Source organism: Methanothrix harundinacea 6Ac (assembly GCF_000235565.1).
In the GTDB taxonomy this organism is placed as follows: Archaea; Halobacteriota; Methanosarcinia; order Methanotrichales; family Methanotrichaceae; genus Methanocrinis; species Methanocrinis harundinaceus.
Map to the genome: position 1 here is coordinate 183,252 of NC_017527.1, position 20,126 is coordinate 203,377.

Consider the following 20,126-nt stretch of genomic DNA (forward strand, 5'->3'; position numbering starts at 1 on the left):
CCTCCTGAGGAGGAGAGGACCCCCGCGGCGGAGCTCAAATCCGGCCGCCAACGGGAAGATTCTAATCGGATGAAATTGAATATTTGCGGGATGATCCTGGAAGGCGGGCCGGCATGACCAGCCCTTATCGGATCCTCATCATCGAGGACAACCCCGACGACGTCGAGCTGATCCTCCTCGGCTTCTCGAAGCACGACGAGTTCTTCGTAGACGTCGCCACCACCGGGGAGGAGGGGCTCGATAGGGTCGCTACGAGCCGATACGACCTCGTCTCCGTCGACTTCGCCCTCCCCGGCATAAGCGGCCTGGACGTCCTGGAGGAGATCCGAACGTCCGACCAGGACGTCCCCGTCGTCATGGTGACGGGCCGGGGGACCGAGGAGCTCCAGGTCGTCGCCTTCGAGAAGTTCGCCACGAGCTACGTCATGAAGAGCGTCGACAGCTTCAGGAGCCTTCCCACCGTCTTCGAGGCGCTGATCATCGAGGCGAGGTTCCGGTCCCAGGAGCGGCGGATGAAAAGGGAGATCGAGAGGTCCGAGACGGTGAGCAGGTACATCCTCGAGAACTCGCCGACGGGGATATACGTCCTCCAGAACGGCTGCTTCAAGATGGTCAACTCCAGGTTCGCTGAGATCTTCGGCTGCGATAAGGAGGATCTTATAGGAGAGCACTTCTGGAGCCTGGCAGACCCGGAGAGCTTCGAGTGCGAAGAGGCCGCCGAGGAGCCCTGCCTGGAGGTCGGGGCCGATCTCCCAAGGACGAAGGTCCACGAGTTCGGCGTCACCAGGAGGGACGGGTCGAAGCGGTGGGTCGAGGCGAGGATCGCCTCCCTCGACGACCAGGAGGAGAGGTGGGTCCTCGGAAATGTGGTGGACGCCACCGATCGGAAGAGGGGGGAGAGGGACCTCCTCCTGGCGAACCGGAGGCTCTCCATCCTCCACAACCTCCTCCTCAGGGCGATCGACTTTCCCGGTGACTCCGACGACCTGATGAGGTATGCCCTGGCAGAGGTGATGGCCGGCCCGGACGGATTCGAGGTGGGGGGAGCCTTCCTCCAGGAAGGTGGACGGCTCGTCCTCCGGGCGATGGCCGGACCCCTGGAGGCCCTCATGGAGCTCTCCGAGAAGGTAGACGCCGAGGGGCTCCTGGAGGAGGGCAAGATGAGGACGGTGGCGGGGGACGGCCCCACCATATCCTGGGCCATAGCCCCCTTCTCCTGCGGCGAAGGCCGGAGGGGTCTCTTGGTTCTGGGAAGGGGGGTGGAGATGGGGGACGACCTTCAGAAGTTCGTCGCCGACCTTGCCTCCCACTTCGGGAAGATGGTGGGAGGGGAGCCTCCGACCGGCCGAGAGGGGCTACAGCCGCCTCCAGATGAGGGCTATCCTCTGGAGGGCGGTGATGTGGCTTGCCAGGGTGATCACCACCACAGCCCACCCCAGGATAGATAGACCCATGATATCCCCGGGGAAGAGGGCGGTGGCGAAGGTGGCTCCGAGGATGATGACGAGCCGGTCGGCCCTGCCCATGATCCCGCCGTAGAGGCGGCCGAGGCTCAGGGCCTGGGCCTGGGTCCCGAGGTAGCTCGTCAGGAGGACCCCCATCACGGCGAAGATCCCCACCGCCTCGGAGACGTAGCCCGCGAAGACGATTCCCGTGAGGATCGCCATGTCGGCGTACCTGTCGATGACGTGGTCGAGGAAGTCTCCCCTCGCCTCCGCCCGGCCGGCCTTCCGGGCGACGGCGCCGTCGACGGCGTCGAAGACGGCGTTGAGGAGGAGGAAGAGGGCTGCAGGATAAAGGAAAGCGGGACCTTCGGCCGAGAGGTAGTAGAACCCCCCCGCCGCCAGGGCGAAGATCAGGGATAGGAGGGATATCAGGTCGGGGGACGCCCCCGCCCCCATCGCCAGGTCCGCCAGGGGCTCCGTCGCGGCCTGGGACCTGGACCTCAGGTCATCGAGGGTCAAACTCCACCTCTCCAGTCCAATCTATACCCCCGGGCGGAAGAGAGATCTCGCGGCGAAGGAGCCTCCCCACCAGGTCCGCCACCTCCTCCGGCGATAGCCGGGTCGCGTCGATCTCGCTCACCCGGTGGCACCCCTCCACCGCCTCCACCAGGACGACGTCCAGGGCTTCAGCCTCCAGGTTCTCCCGGATCTTCCTCTCGGGGTAACCCCTTCGGGCGAGCCGCTCCCTCAGGACCGCGGGGCGGGTCCGGAGGACTATCGCCTCGGGGGCGAAGCGGTGGGAGAAGTGCCCCTCCAGGACGACGATCTCCTCCGCCCCCTCCGGGGCCAGCTCCTCGATCCTCGCCTCCAGGGCTTCGACGTCGGCGATCAGACACCCCCGGCCCTCGTCGATGCCGACGGATAGCCCCTCCTCCCTCACCAGGGCGTTTATCTCGATCACCCTGAAGGGGAGGAGGGCGGCGACGGTCGTCTTCCCCGTCCCAGGGGTGCCGGTCAGGGCGGCCCGCATACCTCTCCGAAGGCCTCGAGGAAGCGGCCGTTCTCCTCGGGGGTTCCGACCGTCACCCGAAGGGCGCGGTCGCCCGCCCCCCGGAAGGAGTAGCAGTCCCGGACGATGACGCCCCTGCCGAGGAGCCGCTCCGCCACCTCCCCCGAGGGCTCCGCCGTCTCCATATAGAGGAAGTTCCCCCCCGAGGGGCGAAACTCCGGGATCGCCGCCATCAACCGGTCCCTCTCATGCCTTATAGCCTCAACGGACCGCCTCATGTGCTCGAGATCCTCCAGGGCCGCGATCCCCGCCGCCACCGACGGAGTGGTGACGCCGAAGAAGGGAGGGGCCGCCCTCCTGTACTCTCTCGCAATCCAATCGGGGGCGACGGCGTAGCCCAGCCTCATCCCGGCGAGGCCGAAGGCCTTGGAGGTCGTCCTCCCCACCACCAGGTTATCGTAATCCTCCACCAGGGGGAGGAAGTTCTGGTCGCTGAACTCGGCGTAGGCCTCGTCGAGGAAGACTATCCCCTCGGCGGCCTCGACGATCCCCCGGAGGTCCTCTTCGGGGATCGTATCGCCGGTGGGGTTGTTCGGAGAGCAGATGAAGATCATCTTAATCCCGGAGGGCACCTCCGACGGCACCTCGAACTCGGGACCCCGGGGGAGGAAGAGCGGATCGGCCCCGGCAGTCACCGTCAGGATCTCGTAGTAGCTGAAGGTGGGGGGATAGATCACCGCTCTATCGCCGGGGTCGAGGAAGAGCCTCGTCAGGGTGTCCATCACCCCATCCATGCCGGCGCCGATGACGACGTCCTCGGGAGGTGCTCCGGCGTAACCGGCCAGGGCCTCGACGAGCCGTCCGGGCTCGGGGTACCTCTCGGGCCTCGCGGAGGCGATCGCCTCATAGACCTTCGGGCTGGGGCCGTAGGGGTTTTCGTTGGAGCCGAGCTTGACGATCCCGTCGGGCGGCAGGCCGTACTTCGCCGCGATCTCCTGGATGCCCCGGCCGGCGACGTAGGGCTTCAGCCTCGCCAGGCAGGACCTAAGGTTCTCTTTGTATCTCGCCAAGGACCTTCACCACGCGGTCGATCTCCCCCCTTCCGACGACCAGGGGCGGGACCATCCTGAGGACGTGATCGCTGGTGGCGTTGAGGAGGACGCCCCGCTCCCGGGCCCGGTTGACGATCTCGGGGCAGTTCGCCGCAAGCTCCACGCCCACCATCAGGCCGAGGCCTCTTACGTCGATGGCGTCGATCTCCTCGGAAAGCCTCGACCGGAGGTATCTGCCCATCTCCTCAGACCGCTCCACCAGCCTTTCTTCCCTGATCGCCCCGATGGAGGCGAGGGCCGCCGCCGAGACCAGCGGGCCGCCGCCGAAGGTGGAGGCGTGGTCGCCTCTCTTGAAGACGTCGGAGACGGACTCTGCCGCCAGCATCGCCCCCATGGGGAGGCCGCCGGCGATCCCCTTGGCGAGGGTCATGGCGTCCGGCATAACCCCGCTGTGCTCCTTTCCAAACCACTTGCCCGTACGGCCGAAGCCGGTCTGGACCTCGTCGAGGATGAAAAGCGCCCCGCAGTCGTCGCAGATCTCTCGGGCCGCCCTCAGGTAACGGGGCTTGGGGACGTGGACCCCCCCCTCCCCCTGGACCGGCTCCAGGATCACCGCCGAGGTCTCCGTTGATACCGCCGCGGCCAGGGCCTCGGGGTCGTCGAAGGGGACAAAGTCCGCCTCTTGGAGGGGGCGGAAGGGCTCCCTGTACATCGGCTTATAGGTCGCTCCCAGAGACCCCAAGGTCCTCCCGTGGAAGGAGTGGATGGCGGCGACTATCTTCGACCTGCCCGTCGCCTTCCGGGCGAGCTTCAGGGCCGCCTCGACGCTCTCGGCCCCGGAGTTGCAGAAGAAGGCTCTATCCATCCCCGTCAGGGCCTTCAGCTCCTCGGCCAAAAGGACCTGGTTCTCGGTGTAGTAGAGGTTCGAGGTGTGGATCAGCTCTTTCGCCTGCTGCCGGATCGCCTCGACGACCGAAGCGTGGCAGTGGCCGACGTTGTTGACGGCGACCCCGGCGACGAAGTCGATGTACTCGCGCCCCGAGGCGTCCCAGACCCGCGCCCCCGACCCCCGGACGAGGAGGATCGGCTGGCGGGTGTAGGTCTGGACCACCGACTTCCTCTCCACCTCTGCGATCCGGGCGGTCCTCTCGGCGCCCGAAGATTCCGCGTTCAAGTTCACCGTCGCCTTCTCCTCTCCCTTCTTCATACCCTCATCGGTGTTCATCATCCTCAAATCGCCCTCTTTATATCGCCCTCTTTATCGATCATAGAATGCTCCGAGCAAACCGGAGGCTCGCCTGGATCTGACGGCCGACGTCGCCGCTGACGACCTCCATGTGGCCGGGGTAGAGGACCTCGACGTCGAGGGCCGTCAGCCTCTCAATGGAGCGGATCAGGTCCGCGTCGCAGCCTGCGAAGAGGTCGGTCCTCCCGATGTTCCCCTGGGGGAAGACGGTGTCCCCGGAGAAGAGGACCTTCGCCTTCGGCTCGTAGAGGCAGATCCCCCCCGGCGAGTGGCCCGGGGTGTGGAGGACCGAAAGCTTCCACTCCCCGAGATCGAGGACGTCCCCCTCCTTCAGGGTCCCGTCCGCCTCGATCTCCTGGGCCGGGAGGCCGAAGAGGTAGGCGACCGTCGCCATGTCGTCGCCGAGGGAGCCCGCCTCCTCCTCGTGGATCAGGACCCTCGCCCCCGTAGCCTCTTTTAGCCGGGGCACCCCTGCCGAGTGGTCGTGATGGCAGTGGGTGAGGACGATCATCTCGATCTCCTGAGGGTCGATGTACTTTTTGATCTTTCGGAGCGTCGACTCCGGCTCCATCCCCGCGTCGACGAGGATCGGGACCTCATCGAGGATCAGGTAGACGTTCCCGTCGAAGGGCGAGCCTGAGACCTTGTGGACTTCCACCATTCCAACACCTACTCCGGGGAGGGGCTCCACCGATATATCTGTTTGGCAGCGGTTTGAGGGCGGTTAGGGCATGTTTCGAGGAAAGCTCATCGATCGGCGCGATCAATAACCTTTTAAGAAAATAGATCTTCTCCAGATCAGCTTTGAAGGTGCCGATATGTCCCAATATGAGATCAATATGAAGAGCGTCCCCGCCCTGCGGGTGGTCAGCCTCTGGGCCAAGGGCCTCCCCTTCGCCGTCACCGTACCCAAGGCCTAAGAGGAGCTGGCGGCCTGGATGGCGAAAAAGTCGATCCCCGCTCTATCGGGCTCGCCGATGGGCCTCGCCCACTACTACGACGACCCCGCCTCCGTCGGCCCCGTGGAGGTGCGGTTCAAGGTGGCGGTGCCGGTTCCGACCGAGACGCCCGAGGTCGCCGAAGGCGGGGCCGCGATCTGCCTATGAGGCGGTTGAAGAGGATTTTAAAAACATATATATCCTCAAGGATCGCTCTATAAATTCGAGGTATTTCTAATGGCAAAAGCTGAGGTCCGCCCAATCAAGGCCGATTATGCAGATGAAGAAGAGGCCAGGGTGGCGGAGTTTGAAGAGGGCGTAAAGCGGGGAATCGAGCAGTTTGAGACCGGCCAGGTGAAGACCTTCGATGACAAAGGAGAATTCCTGAGCCACCTGCGCGCCCTTTGAACGTCGTCCTTCTTGAGAAGATGATATGTCCCGACCCCTCGATTCGGTGAGGCGCGAATATGCGAGCACCACCGAATTCGAGCGGCAATTCAAAAAGCTGACGAAGAAGGACAGGGCGCTAAGAGATCGCCTGCTGAGGAAGATCAACCAGATATTATCAGATCCAGAAATCGGTGAGCCGAAGAGCCACGCCCTCAGGCACATTCGCGGCTCTCACGTCGACCCCTATGTCATCGTTTATGTGTTCAATGGAAATACAATCACATTTATATATGTAGATCATCACGATGCTACTTATAAAAAGGCACCATATATATTAGCGAAATATCGCCTTTAACTCCACTGCGACATCTTTTTAAGACATTAGGTGTATACTATGCCAGATTTTAGAGAGGTTTCGACATGCCAACATACGATATCGAGATCAAGAGCGTCCCCGCCCTGCGGGTGGCCAGCCTCTGGGGAAAGGGCCTCCCCTTCGCCGTAACAATCCCGAAGGCCTACGAGGAGCTGGCGGCCTGGATGGCGAAAAAGTCGATCCCCGCTCTATCGGGCTCGCCGATGGGCCTCGCCCTCTACTACGACGACCCCGCCTCCGTCGCCCCCGAGGAGGTGCGGTTCAAGGTGGCGATGCCGGTGGCGGCGGAGACGCCCGAGTTCGCCGAGGGCGGGGCGGCGGTGGAGGTGCTGCCAGAAGCGGAGGTGGCCTATCTCACCGTCCGTGGGCCCTACACCAACCTCGAAGACGCCTACAGCCAGCTCTACGGCTGGGTCTTCTCAAACGGCTTTCAGCCTGCGGACGCCGCCCGGGAGGTCTACGTCCGGTGGAGCGAATCGATGCCGCCGGAGGAGTGGGTGACGGAGATCCAGGTGCCGGTGGGGAGGTAGGGGAAGAGAAAGGGCGAAGCATCCGAGGGGCTCGGATACACGACCTCCGTTGAGGTAGAGAGGTCGAAAGATTTATCTTTGACCACGTCAACCGTGGTATTCGACATTTCAGTTCACCGCTAAATGTCGACATCAGGCAGGGGGCTTCGCAGTCTCCCTGTCTTGATCCTCTTCTACTATCCTGATAGTGATCTCCACCAGGTCGCCGTCTTGAAGCCTCATGGCGTCGCGTATGGATTTTGGAATGGTCACTTTTCCACCACTAAAAACACGTACTACGGTCGTGTATCCTCTCATGTGATCCATCTAGGTTGTACAAGTTTTTATAGATTACTTGTTGTTCTTAGAAATTATTAGCGATAATGTTATATAACCTGAATCTGATACACTATGTCGGTGGACTGAAATGAGCATAGAAACAGCATTTAGTGGCGGGAGGAGACGCCGGTCTTGCGGCTCCGACGCCGAGACTATTTTGAAGCCAGAAGGGTTGAAACGTCGTCCGAGCGGTGAGAGAAGGCTTTATTCGTGACGATCCGTCGGGCTGCGACGACGTCCAGCGACCAGCCCCGCCGCCGATAGCCTCTGAGGGGGCTTTTATCGTGGCCAGAACGCCTTCCCCGATTCGTGGAGGTCGGCAAAGATGGGGGCGGAAGAGGTCGCGGTATGATCGATCCTTCCCCTTCAGTTCTCGGACGGGTCTCTGAGATGAGGCGGATTCGATCCGACGGCTTCCCAGCCCAGGCTGATGATCAGAGCTGAGGAGGTGTGGAGATGCGATCATCCGGGAGAGGAGAGGCTGATAGGCTGACCGTTCCTCACTGTGGCACCTCGCTCTGGACTTACCAGCCAGAGGCCGAAACGATGGAACTCCCACCGCTGGAGAAACGGGCAGACGAGCTGTTTCTGGAGCTGAACCAAACCCAGGCCATGATCAGGGATCTGAGGGCTGATATCGTACTCTGGGGGCGTGCTAGAAAACTCCACGAGCTCCGAGGGGTTCGGAGGCGGAGACGAGAATAAAAGAGGTGTGGATATGAAGAAAGCCGAAGGATATTGGAGACCGACAAAATCGGACCCGGATACTTGGGTGGGGCGCGTATAATTGGCATCGGAGCTGAGCTTAGAAGAGACGAAATCCGAATTGATGGAGAAGGTGGCTGAGCAGATCGAGAACCTTCACTCTAAAAAGTTCGGAGAGGACCACAAGATCAACTGGTACTACTATGACGACGTCCTGGGGGAGGGCGACGGCAAATGCACCGCCTGTGGAGGAAAGTTCACGATACGGTTGAAGCAGAGCTGCGCCCGAAGGGGTGACTGGCTATGAACTGCCCTGGTACGGTCCGCCGGGCAAGAGCAGCTGGAAAGGTATGGATCGATAAAACCAACATATGGAGGAAAGTATATGAATGAAGTATTTCAGGAGCATCGACGTGATGTGGTTGAAAAAGATCTACAGATGCCCGACGATATATTGGAAGTTATCGGCAGCATCTCGAAGAGCCAGGCAACGGTGCTGTTAGCCGATGAGGAGAAGCGGCGTAGGAAGAGGGCGAGGAGATGAGCAGAAGGTATCTGATGGACTGCGAGGGCTACAGTTGCGGTATCTGCTACAAGCCGATCAAGATCGGTGAACTTTACGTAACCGACCATGGGGCCCTATACCACGCGACCTGTGCCGAAGAAGCCATGGCGGTTGATCCCGTCGCCAATTGGTGGGGGATGGCATGATGGTAGCCCGCCAATGCTTCGCCAAGGTATATGGTCCTGGAGGTGGCTGTGACCTTGAAGGTCGGGGAGAGCCGATCCCTGCCGGGGGAGGAGAAGTCATGACCCCCGACGGAGAAGATCTAGCTGCCCTGTATGCAGAATTCGACAGGAGGTTTGCCGAGCTGGAACGGCTCATATGGCGCATAAGGATGCTGGAGGAGGAAGAGACGAACATTCCTCCTAAATCGCCCGATATATCGAAAAGGAGCCCGCCTGATAGGGTATGCTGTGAAGGAGATATCGAAAGATCAATCGGCCCGTATAGGCGCCAATCGGCTATCCCCTCCACCGCGGCACCACCCGCCCCGTCCGCTCCGAATACCGCCGATACTCCTCGCCGAATTGATCCAGCATCATCTCCTCCTCCCGGGGGATCCGGGCGGCGTATAACGGGAGGGACGCCACCAGGAAGGCGGGGCCGGCGATCGCGTTCTGGAGGAGGAGGAGCTGAGCCGTCGCCCAGAGGAGGTGGGCGGCGTACATGGGGTGGCGGATCCGCTCGTAGACGCCGGTGGTGACGAGGAGGTGGCCCTTTCGGATCTGGAGCCCCGGCGAGAAGCTCTTCGCGAGGTCGGCGTGGGACCGCCACAGAAGGATGAGGGCCTGGAGGAAGAGGGCGGCGCCGAGGGAACCCGCCACGAGGCTCAATGTGGGCGGCAGGGTGTAGTCGGCGAAGTCGAGCCTCGTCGTGAAGAGGTAGAGGAAGGGGACGACGATCATCCCGGCGGCCGTGAGGAGCATGAGGGGCCGGTCCTGCCTCCTCTCCCGGTTTAAAGCCACCATCTCCCGCCTCCGCCACCAGTGATCGGTCCTCCGAAGCCAAAGGAGCCGGATGGCGGAGGCCGCCCCAAACCCGATGAGATAGACGAGGTCGAAGATGTCGTCGAGCATCGCCCCCCCTCGACGCCGATGATAAAAATAGGCGGCGGTCCGGGGGGGGTCAGTGGATCGACCGGGCGAACTCCAGGCTCGTTTTGATCTGCTCGCCGACGACCTCGTCCGTCGGCTCCATGTGGCCGGGGTAGAGGACCCGGACCTCCAGGGACGCCAGCCTCTCTACAGACCTGACCAGCTCTCTGACCATCTCCCCCGACCGGCGGGTCCTCCCGATGTTTCCGTGGGGGAGGAGGGTGTCCCCGGAGAAGAGGACCTTCGCCCTCGGCTCGTATAAAGAGATGGAGCCGGGCGAGTGGCCCGGGGTTCTGATGACCGAGAGCGCCCACTCCCCGAGGTTGATCACGTCCCCCTCCTCCAGGGTCCCGTCGATTCCAAACTCCGCCGGGTCCTCTCCGTACTGGTATGAGCCGGTGGCGATGTCGTCGCCGAGGTCGCAGACCTCCCCCTCCCCGATCAGGACCTTCGCGCCGGTCGCCGCCTTGAGGGCCGGAACCCCGGCGGTGTGGTCGTGGTGACAGTGGGTGAGGATGATGAACTCAATCTTTGCGGGATCGATGAGCTTCTCGACGTTCCTCATCGTCGCCTCGGCATCCATCCCGGCGTCGATGAGGGCCACCACCTCGTCTATGATCAGGTATACGTTCCCCTCGTGGACCGGGCCGCCGCCGTTAACCTTATGCACTTCCACCATTCAAAACACCTCATAAGATGGATGGGTTTCCTTAAATATATCGGTTAGTTGGTATCATGACTCTCATCGAAGACGCTAAGAAGGGGAAGACCCCCCCCGAGGTCGAGGCCGTCGCCCGGAAGGAGGGGGTCGACCCCGCCGCCCTCACCCGCCTTGTAGCCCGGGGGAGGGTGGTGATCCCGAGGAACGCCCGGCGCGATATCAGACCGACCGGGATCGGCGAGACCCTCACCACCAAGGTGAACCTCAATATCGGCTCGTCCCGGGGGGTCGCCGACCCCGCCGCCGAGGTGGAGAAGGCCGTCGTGGCGATGGAGGCGGGGGCCGACACCGTGATGGACCTCTCGACCGGCGGCGACCTGGACGAGATGAGGCGGAAAATCCTCAAGGCCGTCGAGATCCCCGTCGGGACCGTCCCCATATACCAGGCGGAGGTGGCGGGAGATCTGACGAGCCAGGGGCTCTTCGACGCCCTGGAGCGGCAGGCGAAGGACGGCGTCGACTTCGTCACCGTCCACGTCGGGGTCAACTTGAACTCCTTCGAGCGGCTGAAGAGGAGCCACCGGATCATGGGCGTCGTCAGCCGCGGGGGATCCCTCACCCTCAAGTACATGAGCGAGACGGGGGAGGAGAACCCCTACTATGCCGAGTTCGACCACCTCCTGGAGATAGCCCGGGAGCACGAGCTGACTTTGAGTTTGGGCGACGGCCTCCGCCCTGGCTGCATCGAGGACGCCAGCGACCGGGCGAAGTACATGGAGTTCATCATGCTGGGCGAGCTCGTCGACCGGGCGAGGAGGGCGGGGGTCCAGGCGATGGTGGAGGGGCCGGGGCACGTCCCCGCCGACGAGATCGAGACGAGCGTAAAGGCGATGAAGTACGTCACCGACGGCGCCCCCCTCTACCTCCTCGGGCCGATCGTCACCGACGTAGCCCCCGGATACGACCACATCACCGCCGCCATCGGGGGGGTGATCGCCGGGATGAGCGGCGCCGACTTCCTCTGCGCGACGACCCCCAGCGAGCACCTGGACCTCCCCACCAAAGAGGACATCTTCGAGGGGACGATCGTCACCAGGATCGCCGCCCACGCTGCGGACCTGGCGAAGGCGGGGGTCAAAGATAGAGCCCGCCTCTGGGACCGGAAGATGGCCGCAGCCCGACGGGACCTGGACTGGCCCTCCCAGTTCGACCTCGCCATAAACCCCGCCATCGCTCGAGAGATCCGCCACCGAAGAGGCGTCGAGGTCGACACCTGCACCATGTGCAACGAGCTGTGCGCCATCAGGCTCGCCCGGGAGGCGATGGAGCGGGAAGCGGAGAAGGCGACGAGGAAGACGAAAGAGAGAGAGGGCTAGAAGGCTCCTCCGAGATCTTGGGGCCTCAGGAGCAGCCCTCAAGATCCCTCTCCACCACCGCGCCTCCGGGGGAGGCCTCGGCGAAGGCCTGCCCCTCGAAGAAGAGGACCTCCGTCTCCTCGTCGATCCAGGAGTCGGGGGGGAGGCCCGCCTTGATGCAGGTCTGGCATAGAAAGTCCGTCGCGTCGAAGCCCCACTCCGTCGCCACCTGGGGGAGGAGGAGCCCCGACCAGATCCCCCGCCGGACGATGATGCCGTGGCGCCCTACCTGGACCGCCCCTGGTAGATCTCTATTTCTTACGGAGTAGGGCCTCGGCGGCGATAGGACCGTCACCTCGATCTCGATCCGCGAAAGCTCTTCTCGCCCGACCCGGGGAAACCTCGGGTCGTTCACCCCGGCGTTGATCGCCGAGTCGACTATGGCAACCCCCAGATCCATCACCGGCTCCGGGTAGCCGATGCAGCCCCGGAGCTCCCCGGCCTTGTGGAGGGTGACGAAGACCCCGGCCTTCTCGCTGAAGGCTGGAGGGAGATCCTCCGGAGCTATCCTCTCCCTCCGATCAACGTAAGCCGTCAGGGCCTCCCTCGCGAGATGGACGGCCCGCCTCCCCTCATCGATCGTCAGCATGATTGTAACTGGGGCTCACCCTGTAATAAAGAGTTTTGAGCTGACTGTCTTCAAAGGCGAGATTACAAACTTAATCGAAAACTTGATTATAGATAAAAATCAACTGTGTATGAGAGGTGAAAGGCGATGGTGGCCTCAATATATAGAAAAAGCTTCGCGGCTCTGGTTTTGATCGTCCTTCTGGCTCTATCCGTCCACGGAGCCACGGATGACGATACCGCTGCCCCCCAAGAAGAAGCGACTGACCAAGGGAACGCCGTCAGCGGTCCAGGGGGCGATTTGACGGGAGAAGAAGGGATCGATGAGAATACAACGGCTGGCGACCCAGCTGTCGAAGGAGAAGAAATCCCGGATTGGAGTAAGCCGGGGAGTGGGACGCTGATATTCATAGTGATGGTCATAGCTCTCGTCCCCTTCTCAATAGTCTTCGTAAACGTCCTCGGAGCGTATCACTATTACGGAAAACGGCAGGATATTTTGGAAAAATTGTTGGCCAAGAATGGCAGCACTAGTCAAGATGAAACCCAAAGTCTGATCAAAGAGTTCATATCCATGGAGCCGATCGGCGTTGGAGGGGTGGCAAGGGCAGCCATGGCCATCGGCGTGATCGTGATCGTGGGAGTCGCCGTAGTCTTCCTCCTCGTCAACGCCTCGGAGGGGGACAAAGATATCGTCAAGGAAATTCTGCTGATCCTCTCGGGAGCCTTGTCCTCGGTCATAGGGTTCTATTTCGGCGGCAGAACCGGCCAAGAGGGCGCAGCCGCCCCCCCAGGATCCCAGACGACGGAAAAACCACCTGAGACTGGAGGAAGGCCAGGAACGGGAGGAACATCCGGGACGGTATGACGGAAAGATTTAACCTGATAAGGAGCCTGGGGAGGGGACCTTCCAATCTCTTTTTATCAAATCAGCTCGATAAACCTCCGACATGTCCGACTCAGAAGATGCCCTGAAGGAGGCCTTCGCCGGGGAGGCCCAGGCGAACCGCAAGTACCTCGCCTTCGCCGAGAAGGCGGACCAGGAGGGCTACCCCCAGGCAGCCAGGCTCTTTCGCGCCGCCGCCGAGGCGGAGGCGGTCCATGCAATAAATCACCTCCGGGCGATGAACGCCGTCAAGACGACGAAGGAGAACCTGAGGGAGGCGATCGCGGGAGAGACCCACGAGTTCAAGGAGATGTACCCCGGGATGATCGGAGCCGCCCAGGCCGAAGGAGACCGGGCCGCCGAGAGGGCGTTCCGATACGCCAACGACGTCGAGGAGATCCACGCGCGGCTCTACCACGAGATGATGGAGAGCCTCGAGCCCCGGAAGGGGGAGAGCTTCCCCTACTACGTCTGTCCCGTCTGCGGCATGACGGCGGAGCGGGAGCCTCCCGAGAGGTGTCCTGTCTGCGGCGTCAAGGGGGATAGGTTCAGGAGGATCGACTGAGGCGGCCGGCGGTCTCTAAGCCTTATCCAGATGGAGCTGAAGCTTCTCCAGGAGCCGCCAGGAGAGGAGGAGCTGAGCCATCCCGGTGGAGGTGACCCGGTCGCCTCCGGCCCGGTCGCAGATCGGCGCCGTCGAGCCGGCGAGGCTCTTGAGCTTCGCCTCCACCCCCTCCACCATCGAGCGGTGGAGCTCGCCGTCGACGGTCAGGACGCTCACCCTCTTGCCGTAGTAGTCGTCCCTCTGGAAGGATATGGAGAACTCCCCATCAGGGAGGCTGAAGAGGGCGGAGAGGTCGATTTTCAGGTCCACCGCCGACGGCCCGGCCTCCAGAACCTCCTGGATCAGCCTGACGGAGTACCTCTCGCCGGGGTCCTCCAAGAAGGATGGCGCCCCAAGCCGCGTATCGTCGATCTTGACGACCGCCTCGGCGTAGACCTTCTGGACGTCGACGTAGAGCTTGTAGTCCGGCTCCCGGGCGAGGATCTCGGCCATCACCAGATCCCGCTGGTAGCCCCTATCGCCGCAGTCCCTCCGGATCTTCCACCGCCTCTTCACCGCCCGGCTCGGGTCGACGAAGATCCCAAAGTCGACCTCCCGCCGGAGCTTCTGGGTGTAAAGAGGGTGGAGCCCCTCGAGGATCAGGACTGGCCCCGACCGGAAGGGGACGGGTTCCCGAAATTCTCCCACCGAGTGGTCGTAGACGGGCTTTGCGATAGTCTCGCCCAACCGCAAGGACCGGAGGTGCTCGGCGAGGAGGTCGAGGCGGTTCGCCTCCGGGTTCAGGGGGGTCATCCCCCGGACCCGCCGCTCCTCCCGGTCGAGGCTGTGGTAGTCGTCCATGCTGAAGGTGGAGACCGCCTCCTCGCCGAGGAGCCTCCGGATACCCCGGGATAGGGTGGTCTTTCCGGAGCCGCTGTCCCCCGCCACCGCTACCACGAAGACCCGGCCTGACCCCTTCAGCCTCTCAGCCAAACTGGACGCCACAAAAATCACCCATCATGAGATCCCATCCAACGGTGATCCCGGACCGGGGGTCCATGGGAGGATGGGGAGATAAGGAATAGTCATTTATCCTGCTTCTCCGACATGAGGTCTGCAAACTCGCTCGTCTTGCCGATCCGCTCCAGCTCCCGGCTCTCGATCACCGCCGTCTCCTCCACCCGCTCCACCTTCGACTCGCCGTCGACGATCACCGCCGAGAAGGTCTTGGTGACGATGGAGAGGCTGCTCATCAGCCGGGCCTTCTTCAGCATCGTCGACGAGAACTTGCCGACGCCGGTGAGGACGACCAGATCCTCCTTCTGGGTGATGGCGTTGAAGGGGGACTGGGCGGTGGGGAAGACGTCGAAGCCGATATCGGCGAGGTGGCTGAGGACCTTGTCATCGATCCGCCCCCCCTCTCTGGAGACGGGGGCGGCGGGCTCCAGGATCTCGACGGGCTTTATCAGCTCCTGGCCGAAGAGCTCCTCGAGCTTGATGGCGACATCGATGGTGGTGTCCATGCTCTCGATCTCGTACTTGCTGACCGTCCTCCGGGAGACGGATAGCTCCGAGGCGAGGGCCCCCAGGGATTTGCCGCTATCCAGCCTGAGCTTCCTCAGGAGGCGGCCGTCGATCTTGACGTAGAGCCCCCCGTGGGCGGCGTAGACGAGGGGGGGGGATATCCTCGACGATCCAGTCGGCGAGGGTGCTGAAGCTGACGGTGGGAACCCCGTACCTGAAGTAGACCACCCCCCCCTCCAGGCCGTGGTCCCTCGTCTTCTCCCCGACGAGGAGGGGGTTTCCCGAAAGGTATCTGGCGAGGCGGCGAATCTCCACCGCGGTCTTCTCGTTGAGGCCGTCGATGTTGGAGAGGATCTTGAGAATAAGGAGGACGCCCCCCCGTCTGGCAGCGAGGTCGAAGCTCCTGGGCCTGACGTAACACCGGTCGGAGACGGAGAATCCCGCCCTAAACAGAAGATTGCTGACTTGGTCGGTCAGAAACTCCTTATTCATCGTCGTATATCTTTGGGCTCAGCCGTTATTTAAGGTTCACCATCATGATCACCATAGGCGTAGACGATACCGATTCAGAATACGGCCTCTGCACCACCTACCTCGCCGCCACGATGATGGCGAGGCTCGGGGAGATCGGTGAGGTCCGGGGGCCCCCCAGGCTCGTGAGGCTCAACCCTGCCGTCAAGTTCAAGACGAGGGGGAACGCCGCCGTCGCCTTCTCCCTGGAGACCGACCAGCCGGAGGAGGCGAAGGAGGTCGCCCTCCAGACCGTCCTGGAGCTCTCCGACTTCTCGGGCCCCAATACCAACCCCGGCCTGGTGGTGGCGGAGGAGGTGTCGGCGGATCTCTCCTCCTTCTACCGGAGGGCGCTCTTCGAGGTTCTGGAGGTCGGCGAGGCGGAAGAGATCATCGAGGCCTACGGCCTCTGGTCCCGGGCCTTCAAGAACCGCCGGGGGCTGATCGGGGCCCTCGCCGCCGTCGGGGCGGAGTTCTCCGACTGGACCTATGAGCTCCTCGCCTACAGGCGGCCCGAGCGGTGGGGCACCCCCCGGGAGATCGACGAGGCGTCGGTCTGGAGGGCCGACGAGCTGACCTACCCGCGGACCTGGGACACCGTCGACCACCACAACCAAAAGGTGGTATTCGCCCCCCACTCCGGGGACCCCGTCCTCTTCGGGATCCGGGGGGAGGGGCCGGAGCCCCTCAGGGAGGCCCTGGAGGCGATCGGATCGGAGGCATACGAGAGGGCGGTCATCTACAGGACAAACCAGGGTACCGACGCCCACATCCTACCTTGCAAGATCTCGGAGGCCGCCGAGGACGGGAGCTATCGCCTCCGGGGCGTGGTCGCCGGGGGTGCGAAGCCGATCGAGGGGGGGCACATCTTCTTCCCCCTGGAGGCCGAGGACGGCAATAGCGCCATCAACTGCGCCGCCTTCGAGCCGACGAAGAACTTCAGGGATCGAGTGAGGGCCCTCCTCCCCGGAGATCTGATCGAGGTCTACGGCGCCGTCAAGAGGGGGACCCTGAACCTCGAGAAGATGGAGGTGGTGGCCCTCGCCGAGGTGAAGGCCCCGACGGCGCCCCTCTGCCCCTCCTGCAGACGGCGGATGAAGTCGGCAGGGCGGGGTCAAGGTTACCGGTGCAGGAGGTGCAGGACCAGGGCCGGGGGGAAGGTGGAGGCTCCGATCCATAGAGAGATCGAACTCGGGTTCTACGAGGTTCCTCCTTCTGCCAGGAGGCACCTATCGAAGCCCCTGGTGAGGATGAGGGAGGCGCGGGTTCATCCGAGCAGATGAAAATATAAAAATGGCGGAAGCCTGCCCTCACTTGAAGGCCGCTTCCAGGGGCGGTATGACCTGCTTCTTCCTCGACAAGACCCCCTTCTTGTAGATGGCGTTGTTCTCCATCTTCCCTTCGAAGGCCTTCTCGAACTTATCGACGGGGGATCCGACGAAGAGGAGGTCGCTCGCCTCCTTCATCACATCGGTGAGCATGATCAGGACGAAGCTGAGCCCCTCGTCCTTCCTCACCTTCTCCATCGTCTCCAGGATCTCCTTCTTCCTGGGGACGAGGACCGAGAGGTCCATCACCTCGATCTGGCCGACTCCGGCCTTCGTCCCGGCGAAGTCGAAGTGCTTGTAGTCGCCCTTCACGATCTCCATGGCGGTCTTGGAGGAGATGTCGCTCTTCGCGGTGAGCATCGCGATCCCATACTGCTGGAAGTCCTCGCCGGTGATCTTGGCGAGCTTCGCCACCTCATCCTTGTCCTTGGGGGTGCAGGTGGGGGACTTGAAGAGGACGGTGTCGCTGAGGATGGCAGACATCATCACTCCCGCCATCTCCTTGGAGATGGGGACCTTGTACTGGTCGTACATCGCCGAGACTATCGTCGCGGTGCTCCCGACGGGCTCGTTGTGGAAGAAGATGGGGTTAGGGGTCGTGATGTCGCCGATCTTGTGGTGGTCTATGACCTCGAAGATCGTCGCCTCCTTGATGTTCTCCACCGCCTGTCCGACCTCGTTGTGGTCTACCAGGACGATCTTCTTCCCCTTGCCGTCGGTGATCGTCTCCGGCACCGGGACGCTGAAGTGGTCGAGGACGAACTTCGTCTCGCTGTTGATCGTTCCCGCCGCCGCCGGCACGTATATCTCCGGAGTTCCGAGCTGGTTCTTCAGGTTCGCGTAGGATATAGCCGCAGCTACAGAGTCAGTGTCTGGACTTTTGTGGCCAACCACGTAGACGTTATCAGCCAGATGAAACACCTCCGAAGATAATCAACGCGCGACTTCGACTTAAACCTTTGCCACGAGGCGTTTATCTCGAAATTATGTTACAACCCCGGGGGAGGGGGAGCCGGGATCGAGGGAGGCAGGCATCTTTATATAGTACTTTGCTTATATATCGAGGGTTCCCCTCAGAGGACTGGCAGGAGCTGAGGCATCCGCCGTCGCCGTGACTGCCGGCGCAAAGGGGGAGCGACACGAAAAGCCGCGTTGATAGGTCCTTGGGGGAGATACTGACTATCGTCTGACGATGACCTCAAGACAACCCAGATGCGGTACAGAAAGCCCGCTGCGAGGGTCACTGAGCCGACTTGCGGATCTTCCAAAGGATGAGGCCTCAGAGTTAGCAGGCATCGGGCGACATCTCCACATCCATGGGCGTAGAGTCGCCTTCTGGCGTAATTCTTCGATTTTTCTTACGAGGGACTTATCCCGGGATCTTCCCCATCCTTAAATATCAGCACCCCTTGATGGAAGACGCTGATTATGAGGGGAATTCTGATCACCTTCGAGGGGATAGACGGAAGCGGCAAGTCGACGGCCCTCGCCGGCGTCGCCCGCATGGCATCAGAAGGGGAGCTGGCCGTGGAAGGGAGGCGATTTCTCTTCACCGCCGAGCCGACTTATGGAGATGAGGGGCGGCTTCTGCGAGAGAGGCTGAGGGGTCCAGCGGCCGAGGGCGGCGGGGCGGCGGCGATGAGGGCGGGGCAGATGGAGGAGCTCTTCCTCTTCATGGCCGACCACGCCCGCCACCTGGCGGAGACGGTGATCCCCGCCTTGGAGGGGGGGATGGTCGTGGTATCCGACCGGTACTCCGACTCCCGGGCTGCCTACCAGGGCGCCACCCTCCGGGAGGTCTTCTCTGACCCTATGGAGCGGGTGCGAGAGCTCCACCGCCCCTGGAGCGTCGTCCCCGATAGGACGATCCTCTTCTCCATCGACCCCGCCCTGGCGGTGGAGAGGTGCCTCTCCCGGGGGGAGGCCGACCCCTCGGCGCCGAAGGGGCCCGAGAAGTTCGAGCGGGAGGAGTTCCTCCGGCTAGTGGCAGAGAACTTCAAGACCCTGGCCCGGCTGGAGCCCCGGAGGTTCGTCGTCATCGACGCCTCCCGCCCCATCGCCGAGGTCCTCGCCGAGACGGTTGAGGCCCTCGCCGAGGTCCTCGCCGAAGGCTGAGGGCCGGAAGGCCAATAAGATCGGGGGGGACTCCGATAAGCCTTCCAGGAGCCGGCGACGGCCCACAAAGACGGGGGAAGGCCCAAGGTGCCGGAGAGAAATGGGGCTCTCGCCACCTAATCGGCGGGATCCGGCCTGCCCTCCAGGGCCATCGCCACCAGCCGCCTCGCCCAAGCCAGCTTCTTCTTCTTCTTCGCCGTAACGGTGGGGTCGTCGAAGTCGAATCCCACGAGATGGATCTCCCCGGCCCCGAACCGTCGGGCGAGGAAGACCGCCCGATCCCCGTCGGTGAAGCCGCCGAAGTTGTATACCCCCTCCAGGGGGCGCGACTGGGTGGTGGCGAGGACTCTGGTGAGCCTCGGGACATACTCTTTCAGGGCCGCCAGGTTGTCCCCGTGGGCATGGACCACCGCCGCCGAGCCCCGGCGGTTTGAGGCGAGGATGTCGGGGAGAAAGCCGTCGAGGTCGGTGACGATGACGTCCGGGAGGGCCCCGGCCGCGAGGATAGGGGTCGTCGCCCCGTCGGCGGCTATGATGACGAGATCGCTCCGCTTCAACGGCTCCGGCGACCCTTCTCCTCCTCCCAGGGCCTCCGCCAGCCCTCGGGGGAGGCTCGGCCCGTTCCCGCAGACCAGGACCTTCCTCCCGCGGATCATCGAGGCGAGCTCCTTTATGGAGAGGTCGCCCTCGCGGCCCAGAAGGAGGCTCTGGAGGAGCAGGGCCGCCCCCTCGTCCTCCTCCCTGGTGAAGCCGAAATCCGCCAGGATCTCCGCGTAGATCGGCACCCACTCCGAGAACTGCATGGTAACGCCATCCTCCGGGGACGGTTAAGCCTTTTCGGCCGGGGCGATAGAATCGGCAATTGAGACGAATGACCCGACCTGATCAAAAAGAAGAAAAGAGGGGGG

Annotated in this window: 26 protein-coding genes and 1 pseudogene; 14 read left to right on the plus strand and 13 right to left on the minus strand. The window is 62.8% G+C overall.

The genetic code is table 11. The features are described 5' to 3' along the window. The first annotated feature begins 113 nt into the window (after window positions 1-113). Window positions 114-1,448 carry a PAS domain S-box protein gene (locus tag MHAR_RS00840; protein ID WP_048144204.1) on the plus strand — a complete coding sequence of 445 codons (1,335 nt, stop codon included), beginning with the start codon at window positions 114-116 and terminating at the stop codon, window positions 1,446-1,448. On the opposite strand, the gene MHAR_RS00845 is transcribed toward MHAR_RS00840, so the two are convergent. From MHAR_RS00845 to MHAR_RS00865, 5 genes are read right to left on the minus strand one after another with little or no spacing between them, the layout of a single operon-like run. Beyond that, the gene (locus MHAR_RS00845) at window positions 1,356-1,964 is read right to left on the minus strand and encodes a CDP-alcohol phosphatidyltransferase family protein (RefSeq protein ID WP_048144205.1); all 609 of its coding nucleotides are present in this window, start codon (window positions 1,962-1,964) and stop codon (window positions 1,356-1,358) included. The genes MHAR_RS00840 and MHAR_RS00845 overlap by 93 nt on opposite strands. Continuing rightward, window positions 1,951-2,475 carry an adenylate kinase family protein gene (locus tag MHAR_RS00850; protein ID WP_014585749.1) on the minus strand — a complete coding sequence of 175 codons (525 nt, stop codon included), beginning with the start codon at window positions 2,473-2,475 and terminating at the stop codon, window positions 1,951-1,953. Before MHAR_RS00850 ends, MHAR_RS00845 begins: the two co-directional genes overlap by 14 nt. Then, complete coding sequence (gene hisC, locus MHAR_RS00855) at window positions 2,460-3,524, minus strand: histidinol-phosphate transaminase (protein ID WP_014585750.1); 1,065 nt, start codon at window positions 3,522-3,524, stop codon at window positions 2,460-2,462. The genes MHAR_RS00850 and hisC overlap by 16 nt, the downstream gene beginning before the upstream one ends. Then, window positions 3,499-4,740 (minus strand): acetylornithine transaminase, encoded by a 1,242-nt coding sequence (locus MHAR_RS00860; RefSeq protein WP_014585751.1) that lies wholly within the window; start codon window positions 4,738-4,740, stop codon window positions 3,499-3,501. Before MHAR_RS00860 ends, hisC begins: the two co-directional genes overlap by 26 nt. A gap of 31 nt (window positions 4,741-4,771) precedes the next feature. Then, window positions 4,772-5,413 (minus strand): MBL fold metallo-hydrolase, encoded by a 642-nt coding sequence (locus tag MHAR_RS00865; RefSeq protein WP_048144206.1) that lies wholly within the window; start codon window positions 5,411-5,413, stop codon window positions 4,772-4,774. A 277-nt stretch (window positions 5,414-5,690) separates the two neighbouring features. Between MHAR_RS00865 and MHAR_RS13545 the strand changes: the two genes are divergently transcribed. The 4 genes from MHAR_RS13545 (at window position 5,691) to MHAR_RS12300 (ending at window position 6,986) form a co-directional block, all read left to right on the plus strand. Continuing rightward, window positions 5,691-5,858: a hypothetical protein gene (locus tag MHAR_RS13545; RefSeq protein ID WP_014585753.1), complete on the plus strand. Its 168-nt coding sequence runs from the start codon at window positions 5,691-5,693 to the stop codon at window positions 5,856-5,858. A 69-nt stretch (window positions 5,859-5,927) separates the two neighbouring features. Further along, the gene (locus MHAR_RS13550; RefSeq protein ID WP_187287831.1) at window positions 5,928-6,098 is read left to right on the plus strand and encodes a hypothetical protein; all 171 of its coding nucleotides are present in this window, start codon (window positions 5,928-5,930) and stop codon (window positions 6,096-6,098) included. 25 nt (window positions 6,099-6,123) lie between these two features. Beyond that, window positions 6,124-6,435 (plus strand): type II toxin-antitoxin system RelE family toxin, encoded by a 312-nt coding sequence (locus MHAR_RS00870; RefSeq protein WP_014585754.1) that lies wholly within the window; start codon window positions 6,124-6,126, stop codon window positions 6,433-6,435. A 65-nt stretch (window positions 6,436-6,500) separates the two neighbouring features. After that, a complete protein-coding gene (locus MHAR_RS12300) occupies window positions 6,501-6,986 on the plus strand; it encodes an AraC family transcriptional regulator (protein ID WP_014585755.1) in 486 nt (161 codons plus the stop codon). A gap of 132 nt (window positions 6,987-7,118) precedes the next feature. Here the strand turns inward: MHAR_RS12300 and MHAR_RS12750 are convergent, their stop codons facing one another. Further along, entirely contained in the window at window positions 7,119-7,283 is a 165-nt protein-coding gene (locus MHAR_RS12750; RefSeq protein ID WP_187287832.1) for an AbrB/MazE/SpoVT family DNA-binding domain-containing protein, read from the minus strand. Between the two features lie 477 nt (window positions 7,284-7,760). Between MHAR_RS12750 and MHAR_RS00880 the strand changes: the two genes are divergently transcribed. From MHAR_RS00880 to MHAR_RS13560, 4 genes are all read left to right on the plus strand, one after another. Continuing rightward, a complete protein-coding gene (locus MHAR_RS00880; protein WP_048144207.1) occupies window positions 7,761-8,009 on the plus strand; it encodes a hypothetical protein in 249 nt (82 codons plus the stop codon). Between the two features lie 82 nt (window positions 8,010-8,091). Next, entirely contained in the window at window positions 8,092-8,316 is a 225-nt protein-coding gene (locus MHAR_RS00885) for a hypothetical protein (RefSeq protein WP_014585756.1), read from the plus strand. A gap of 78 nt (window positions 8,317-8,394) precedes the next feature. After that, window positions 8,395-8,553, plus strand: a complete 159-nt coding sequence (locus tag MHAR_RS13555) for a hypothetical protein (RefSeq protein WP_187287833.1) — start codon at window positions 8,395-8,397, stop codon at window positions 8,551-8,553. After that, window positions 8,550-8,720 (plus strand): hypothetical protein, encoded by a 171-nt coding sequence (locus MHAR_RS13560; protein WP_187287834.1) that lies wholly within the window; start codon window positions 8,550-8,552, stop codon window positions 8,718-8,720. The genes MHAR_RS13555 and MHAR_RS13560 overlap by 4 nt, the downstream gene beginning before the upstream one ends. Before the next feature lie 315 nt (window positions 8,721-9,035). On the opposite strand, the gene MHAR_RS00890 is transcribed toward MHAR_RS13560, so the two are convergent. Together MHAR_RS00890 and MHAR_RS00895 are read right to left on the minus strand one after the other, a co-directional pair. Then, on the minus strand, window positions 9,036-9,650 hold the full coding sequence (locus MHAR_RS00890; protein WP_014585757.1) for a protein-S-isoprenylcysteine O-methyltransferase: 615 nt from the start codon (window positions 9,648-9,650) through the stop codon (window positions 9,036-9,038). Window positions 9,651-9,699: 49 nt separating this feature from the next. Then, window positions 9,700-10,347 carry an MBL fold metallo-hydrolase gene (locus tag MHAR_RS00895; RefSeq protein ID WP_014585758.1) on the minus strand — a complete coding sequence of 216 codons (648 nt, stop codon included), beginning with the start codon at window positions 10,345-10,347 and terminating at the stop codon, window positions 9,700-9,702. Between the two features lie 56 nt (window positions 10,348-10,403). On the opposite strand from MHAR_RS00895, the gene thiC reads away from it, so the two are divergent. After that, the gene (thiC, locus tag MHAR_RS00900) at window positions 10,404-11,705 is read left to right on the plus strand and encodes a phosphomethylpyrimidine synthase ThiC (protein ID WP_014585759.1); all 1,302 of its coding nucleotides are present in this window, start codon (window positions 10,404-10,406) and stop codon (window positions 11,703-11,705) included. Window positions 11,706-11,730: 25 nt separating this feature from the next. On the opposite strand, the gene MHAR_RS00905 is transcribed toward thiC, so the two are convergent. After that, a complete protein-coding gene (locus MHAR_RS00905; protein ID WP_014585760.1) occupies window positions 11,731-12,333 on the minus strand; it encodes a TIGR00296 family protein in 603 nt (200 codons plus the stop codon). 126 nt (window positions 12,334-12,459) lie between these two features. On the opposite strand from MHAR_RS00905, the gene MHAR_RS00910 reads away from it, so the two are divergent. Beyond that, window positions 12,460-13,179: a hypothetical protein gene (locus MHAR_RS00910; RefSeq protein ID WP_014585761.1), complete on the plus strand. Its 720-nt coding sequence runs from the start codon at window positions 12,460-12,462 to the stop codon at window positions 13,177-13,179. A gap of 82 nt (window positions 13,180-13,261) precedes the next feature. Continuing rightward, window positions 13,262-13,762, plus strand: coding sequence for a rubrerythrin family protein (locus MHAR_RS00915; protein WP_014585762.1), 501 nt, complete (start codon window positions 13,262-13,264; stop codon window positions 13,760-13,762). Between the two features lie 15 nt (window positions 13,763-13,777). On the opposite strand, the gene MHAR_RS00920 is transcribed toward MHAR_RS00915, so the two are convergent. After that, window positions 13,778-14,746 carry a phosphoribulokinase gene (locus MHAR_RS00920; RefSeq protein WP_143763215.1) on the minus strand — a complete coding sequence of 323 codons (969 nt, stop codon included), beginning with the start codon at window positions 14,744-14,746 and terminating at the stop codon, window positions 13,778-13,780. An 80-nt stretch (window positions 14,747-14,826) separates the two neighbouring features. Then, window positions 14,827-15,757: pseudogene (locus MHAR_RS14165) on the minus strand (transcriptional regulator). A 44-nt stretch (window positions 15,758-15,801) separates the two neighbouring features. Here MHAR_RS14165 and MHAR_RS00930 point away from each other — a divergent pair. Next, entirely contained in the window at window positions 15,802-17,058 is a 1,257-nt protein-coding gene (locus tag MHAR_RS00930; RefSeq protein WP_014585766.1) for a tRNA(Ile)(2)-agmatinylcytidine synthase, read from the plus strand. A gap of 27 nt (window positions 17,059-17,085) precedes the next feature. Here the strand turns inward: MHAR_RS00930 and MHAR_RS00935 are convergent, their stop codons facing one another. After that, entirely contained in the window at window positions 17,086-18,024 is a 939-nt protein-coding gene (locus tag MHAR_RS00935; RefSeq protein ID WP_228369581.1) for a manganese-dependent inorganic pyrophosphatase, read from the minus strand. Window positions 18,025-18,531: 507 nt separating this feature from the next. Here MHAR_RS00935 and tmk point away from each other — a divergent pair. After that, a complete protein-coding gene (gene tmk, locus MHAR_RS00940; protein WP_014585768.1) occupies window positions 18,532-19,218 on the plus strand; it encodes a dTMP kinase in 687 nt (228 codons plus the stop codon). Between the two features lie 116 nt (window positions 19,219-19,334). On the opposite strand, the gene MHAR_RS00945 is transcribed toward tmk, so the two are convergent. Continuing rightward, window positions 19,335-20,021: a 6-hydroxymethylpterin diphosphokinase MptE-like protein gene (locus MHAR_RS00945; RefSeq protein ID WP_014585769.1), complete on the minus strand. Its 687-nt coding sequence runs from the start codon at window positions 20,019-20,021 to the stop codon at window positions 19,335-19,337. Between the last annotated feature and the right edge of the window lie 105 nt (window positions 20,022-20,126).

Excerpts from the sequence above, each read along its gene's own strand:
- MHAR_RS00850 (WP_014585749.1), bottom strand. The coding sequence starts at position 2,475 with ATGCGGGCCGCCCTGACCGGCACCCCTGGGACGGGGAAGACGACCGTC.
- MHAR_RS13545 (WP_014585753.1), top strand. The coding sequence starts at position 5,691 with ATGGCGAAAAAGTCGATCCCCGCTCTATCGGGCTCGCCGATGGGCCTC.
- MHAR_RS00890 (WP_014585757.1), bottom strand. The coding sequence starts at position 9,650 with ATGCTCGACGACATCTTCGACCTCGTCTATCTCATCGGGTTTGGGGCG.
- MHAR_RS13560 (WP_187287834.1), top strand. The coding sequence starts at position 8,550 with ATGAGCAGAAGGTATCTGATGGACTGCGAGGGCTACAGTTGCGGTATC.
- MHAR_RS00880 (WP_048144207.1), top strand. The coding sequence starts at position 7,761 with ATGCGATCATCCGGGAGAGGAGAGGCTGATAGGCTGACCGTTCCTCAC.
- MHAR_RS00910 (WP_014585761.1), top strand. The coding sequence starts at position 12,460 with ATGGTGGCCTCAATATATAGAAAAAGCTTCGCGGCTCTGGTTTTGATC.
- MHAR_RS00930 (WP_014585766.1), top strand. The coding sequence starts at position 15,802 with ATGATCACCATAGGCGTAGACGATACCGATTCAGAATACGGCCTCTGC.
- MHAR_RS12300 (WP_014585755.1), top strand. The coding sequence starts at position 6,501 with ATGCCAACATACGATATCGAGATCAAGAGCGTCCCCGCCCTGCGGGTG.
- MHAR_RS12750 (WP_187287832.1), bottom strand. The coding sequence starts at position 7,283 with ATGAGAGGATACACGACCGTAGTACGTGTTTTTAGTGGTGGAAAAGTG.
- MHAR_RS00870 (WP_014585754.1), top strand. The coding sequence starts at position 6,124 with ATGTCCCGACCCCTCGATTCGGTGAGGCGCGAATATGCGAGCACCACC.
- MHAR_RS00840 (WP_048144204.1), top strand. The coding sequence starts at position 114 with ATGACCAGCCCTTATCGGATCCTCATCATCGAGGACAACCCCGACGAC.
- MHAR_RS13550 (WP_187287831.1), top strand. The coding sequence starts at position 5,928 with ATGGCAAAAGCTGAGGTCCGCCCAATCAAGGCCGATTATGCAGATGAA.
- MHAR_RS00915 (WP_014585762.1), top strand. The coding sequence starts at position 13,262 with ATGTCCGACTCAGAAGATGCCCTGAAGGAGGCCTTCGCCGGGGAGGCC.
- MHAR_RS00895 (WP_014585758.1), bottom strand. The coding sequence starts at position 10,347 with ATGGTGGAAGTGCATAAGGTTAACGGCGGCGGCCCGGTCCACGAGGGG.
- MHAR_RS00945 (WP_014585769.1), bottom strand. The coding sequence starts at position 20,021 with ATGCAGTTCTCGGAGTGGGTGCCGATCTACGCGGAGATCCTGGCGGAT.
- MHAR_RS00865 (WP_048144206.1), bottom strand. The coding sequence starts at position 5,413 with ATGGTGGAAGTCCACAAGGTCTCAGGCTCGCCCTTCGACGGGAACGTC.
- tmk (WP_014585768.1), top strand. The coding sequence starts at position 18,532 with ATGAGGGGAATTCTGATCACCTTCGAGGGGATAGACGGAAGCGGCAAG.
- thiC (WP_014585759.1), top strand. The coding sequence starts at position 10,404 with ATGACTCTCATCGAAGACGCTAAGAAGGGGAAGACCCCCCCCGAGGTC.
- MHAR_RS13555 (WP_187287833.1), top strand. The coding sequence starts at position 8,395 with ATGAATGAAGTATTTCAGGAGCATCGACGTGATGTGGTTGAAAAAGAT.
- MHAR_RS00905 (WP_014585760.1), bottom strand. The coding sequence starts at position 12,333 with ATGCTGACGATCGATGAGGGGAGGCGGGCCGTCCATCTCGCGAGGGAG.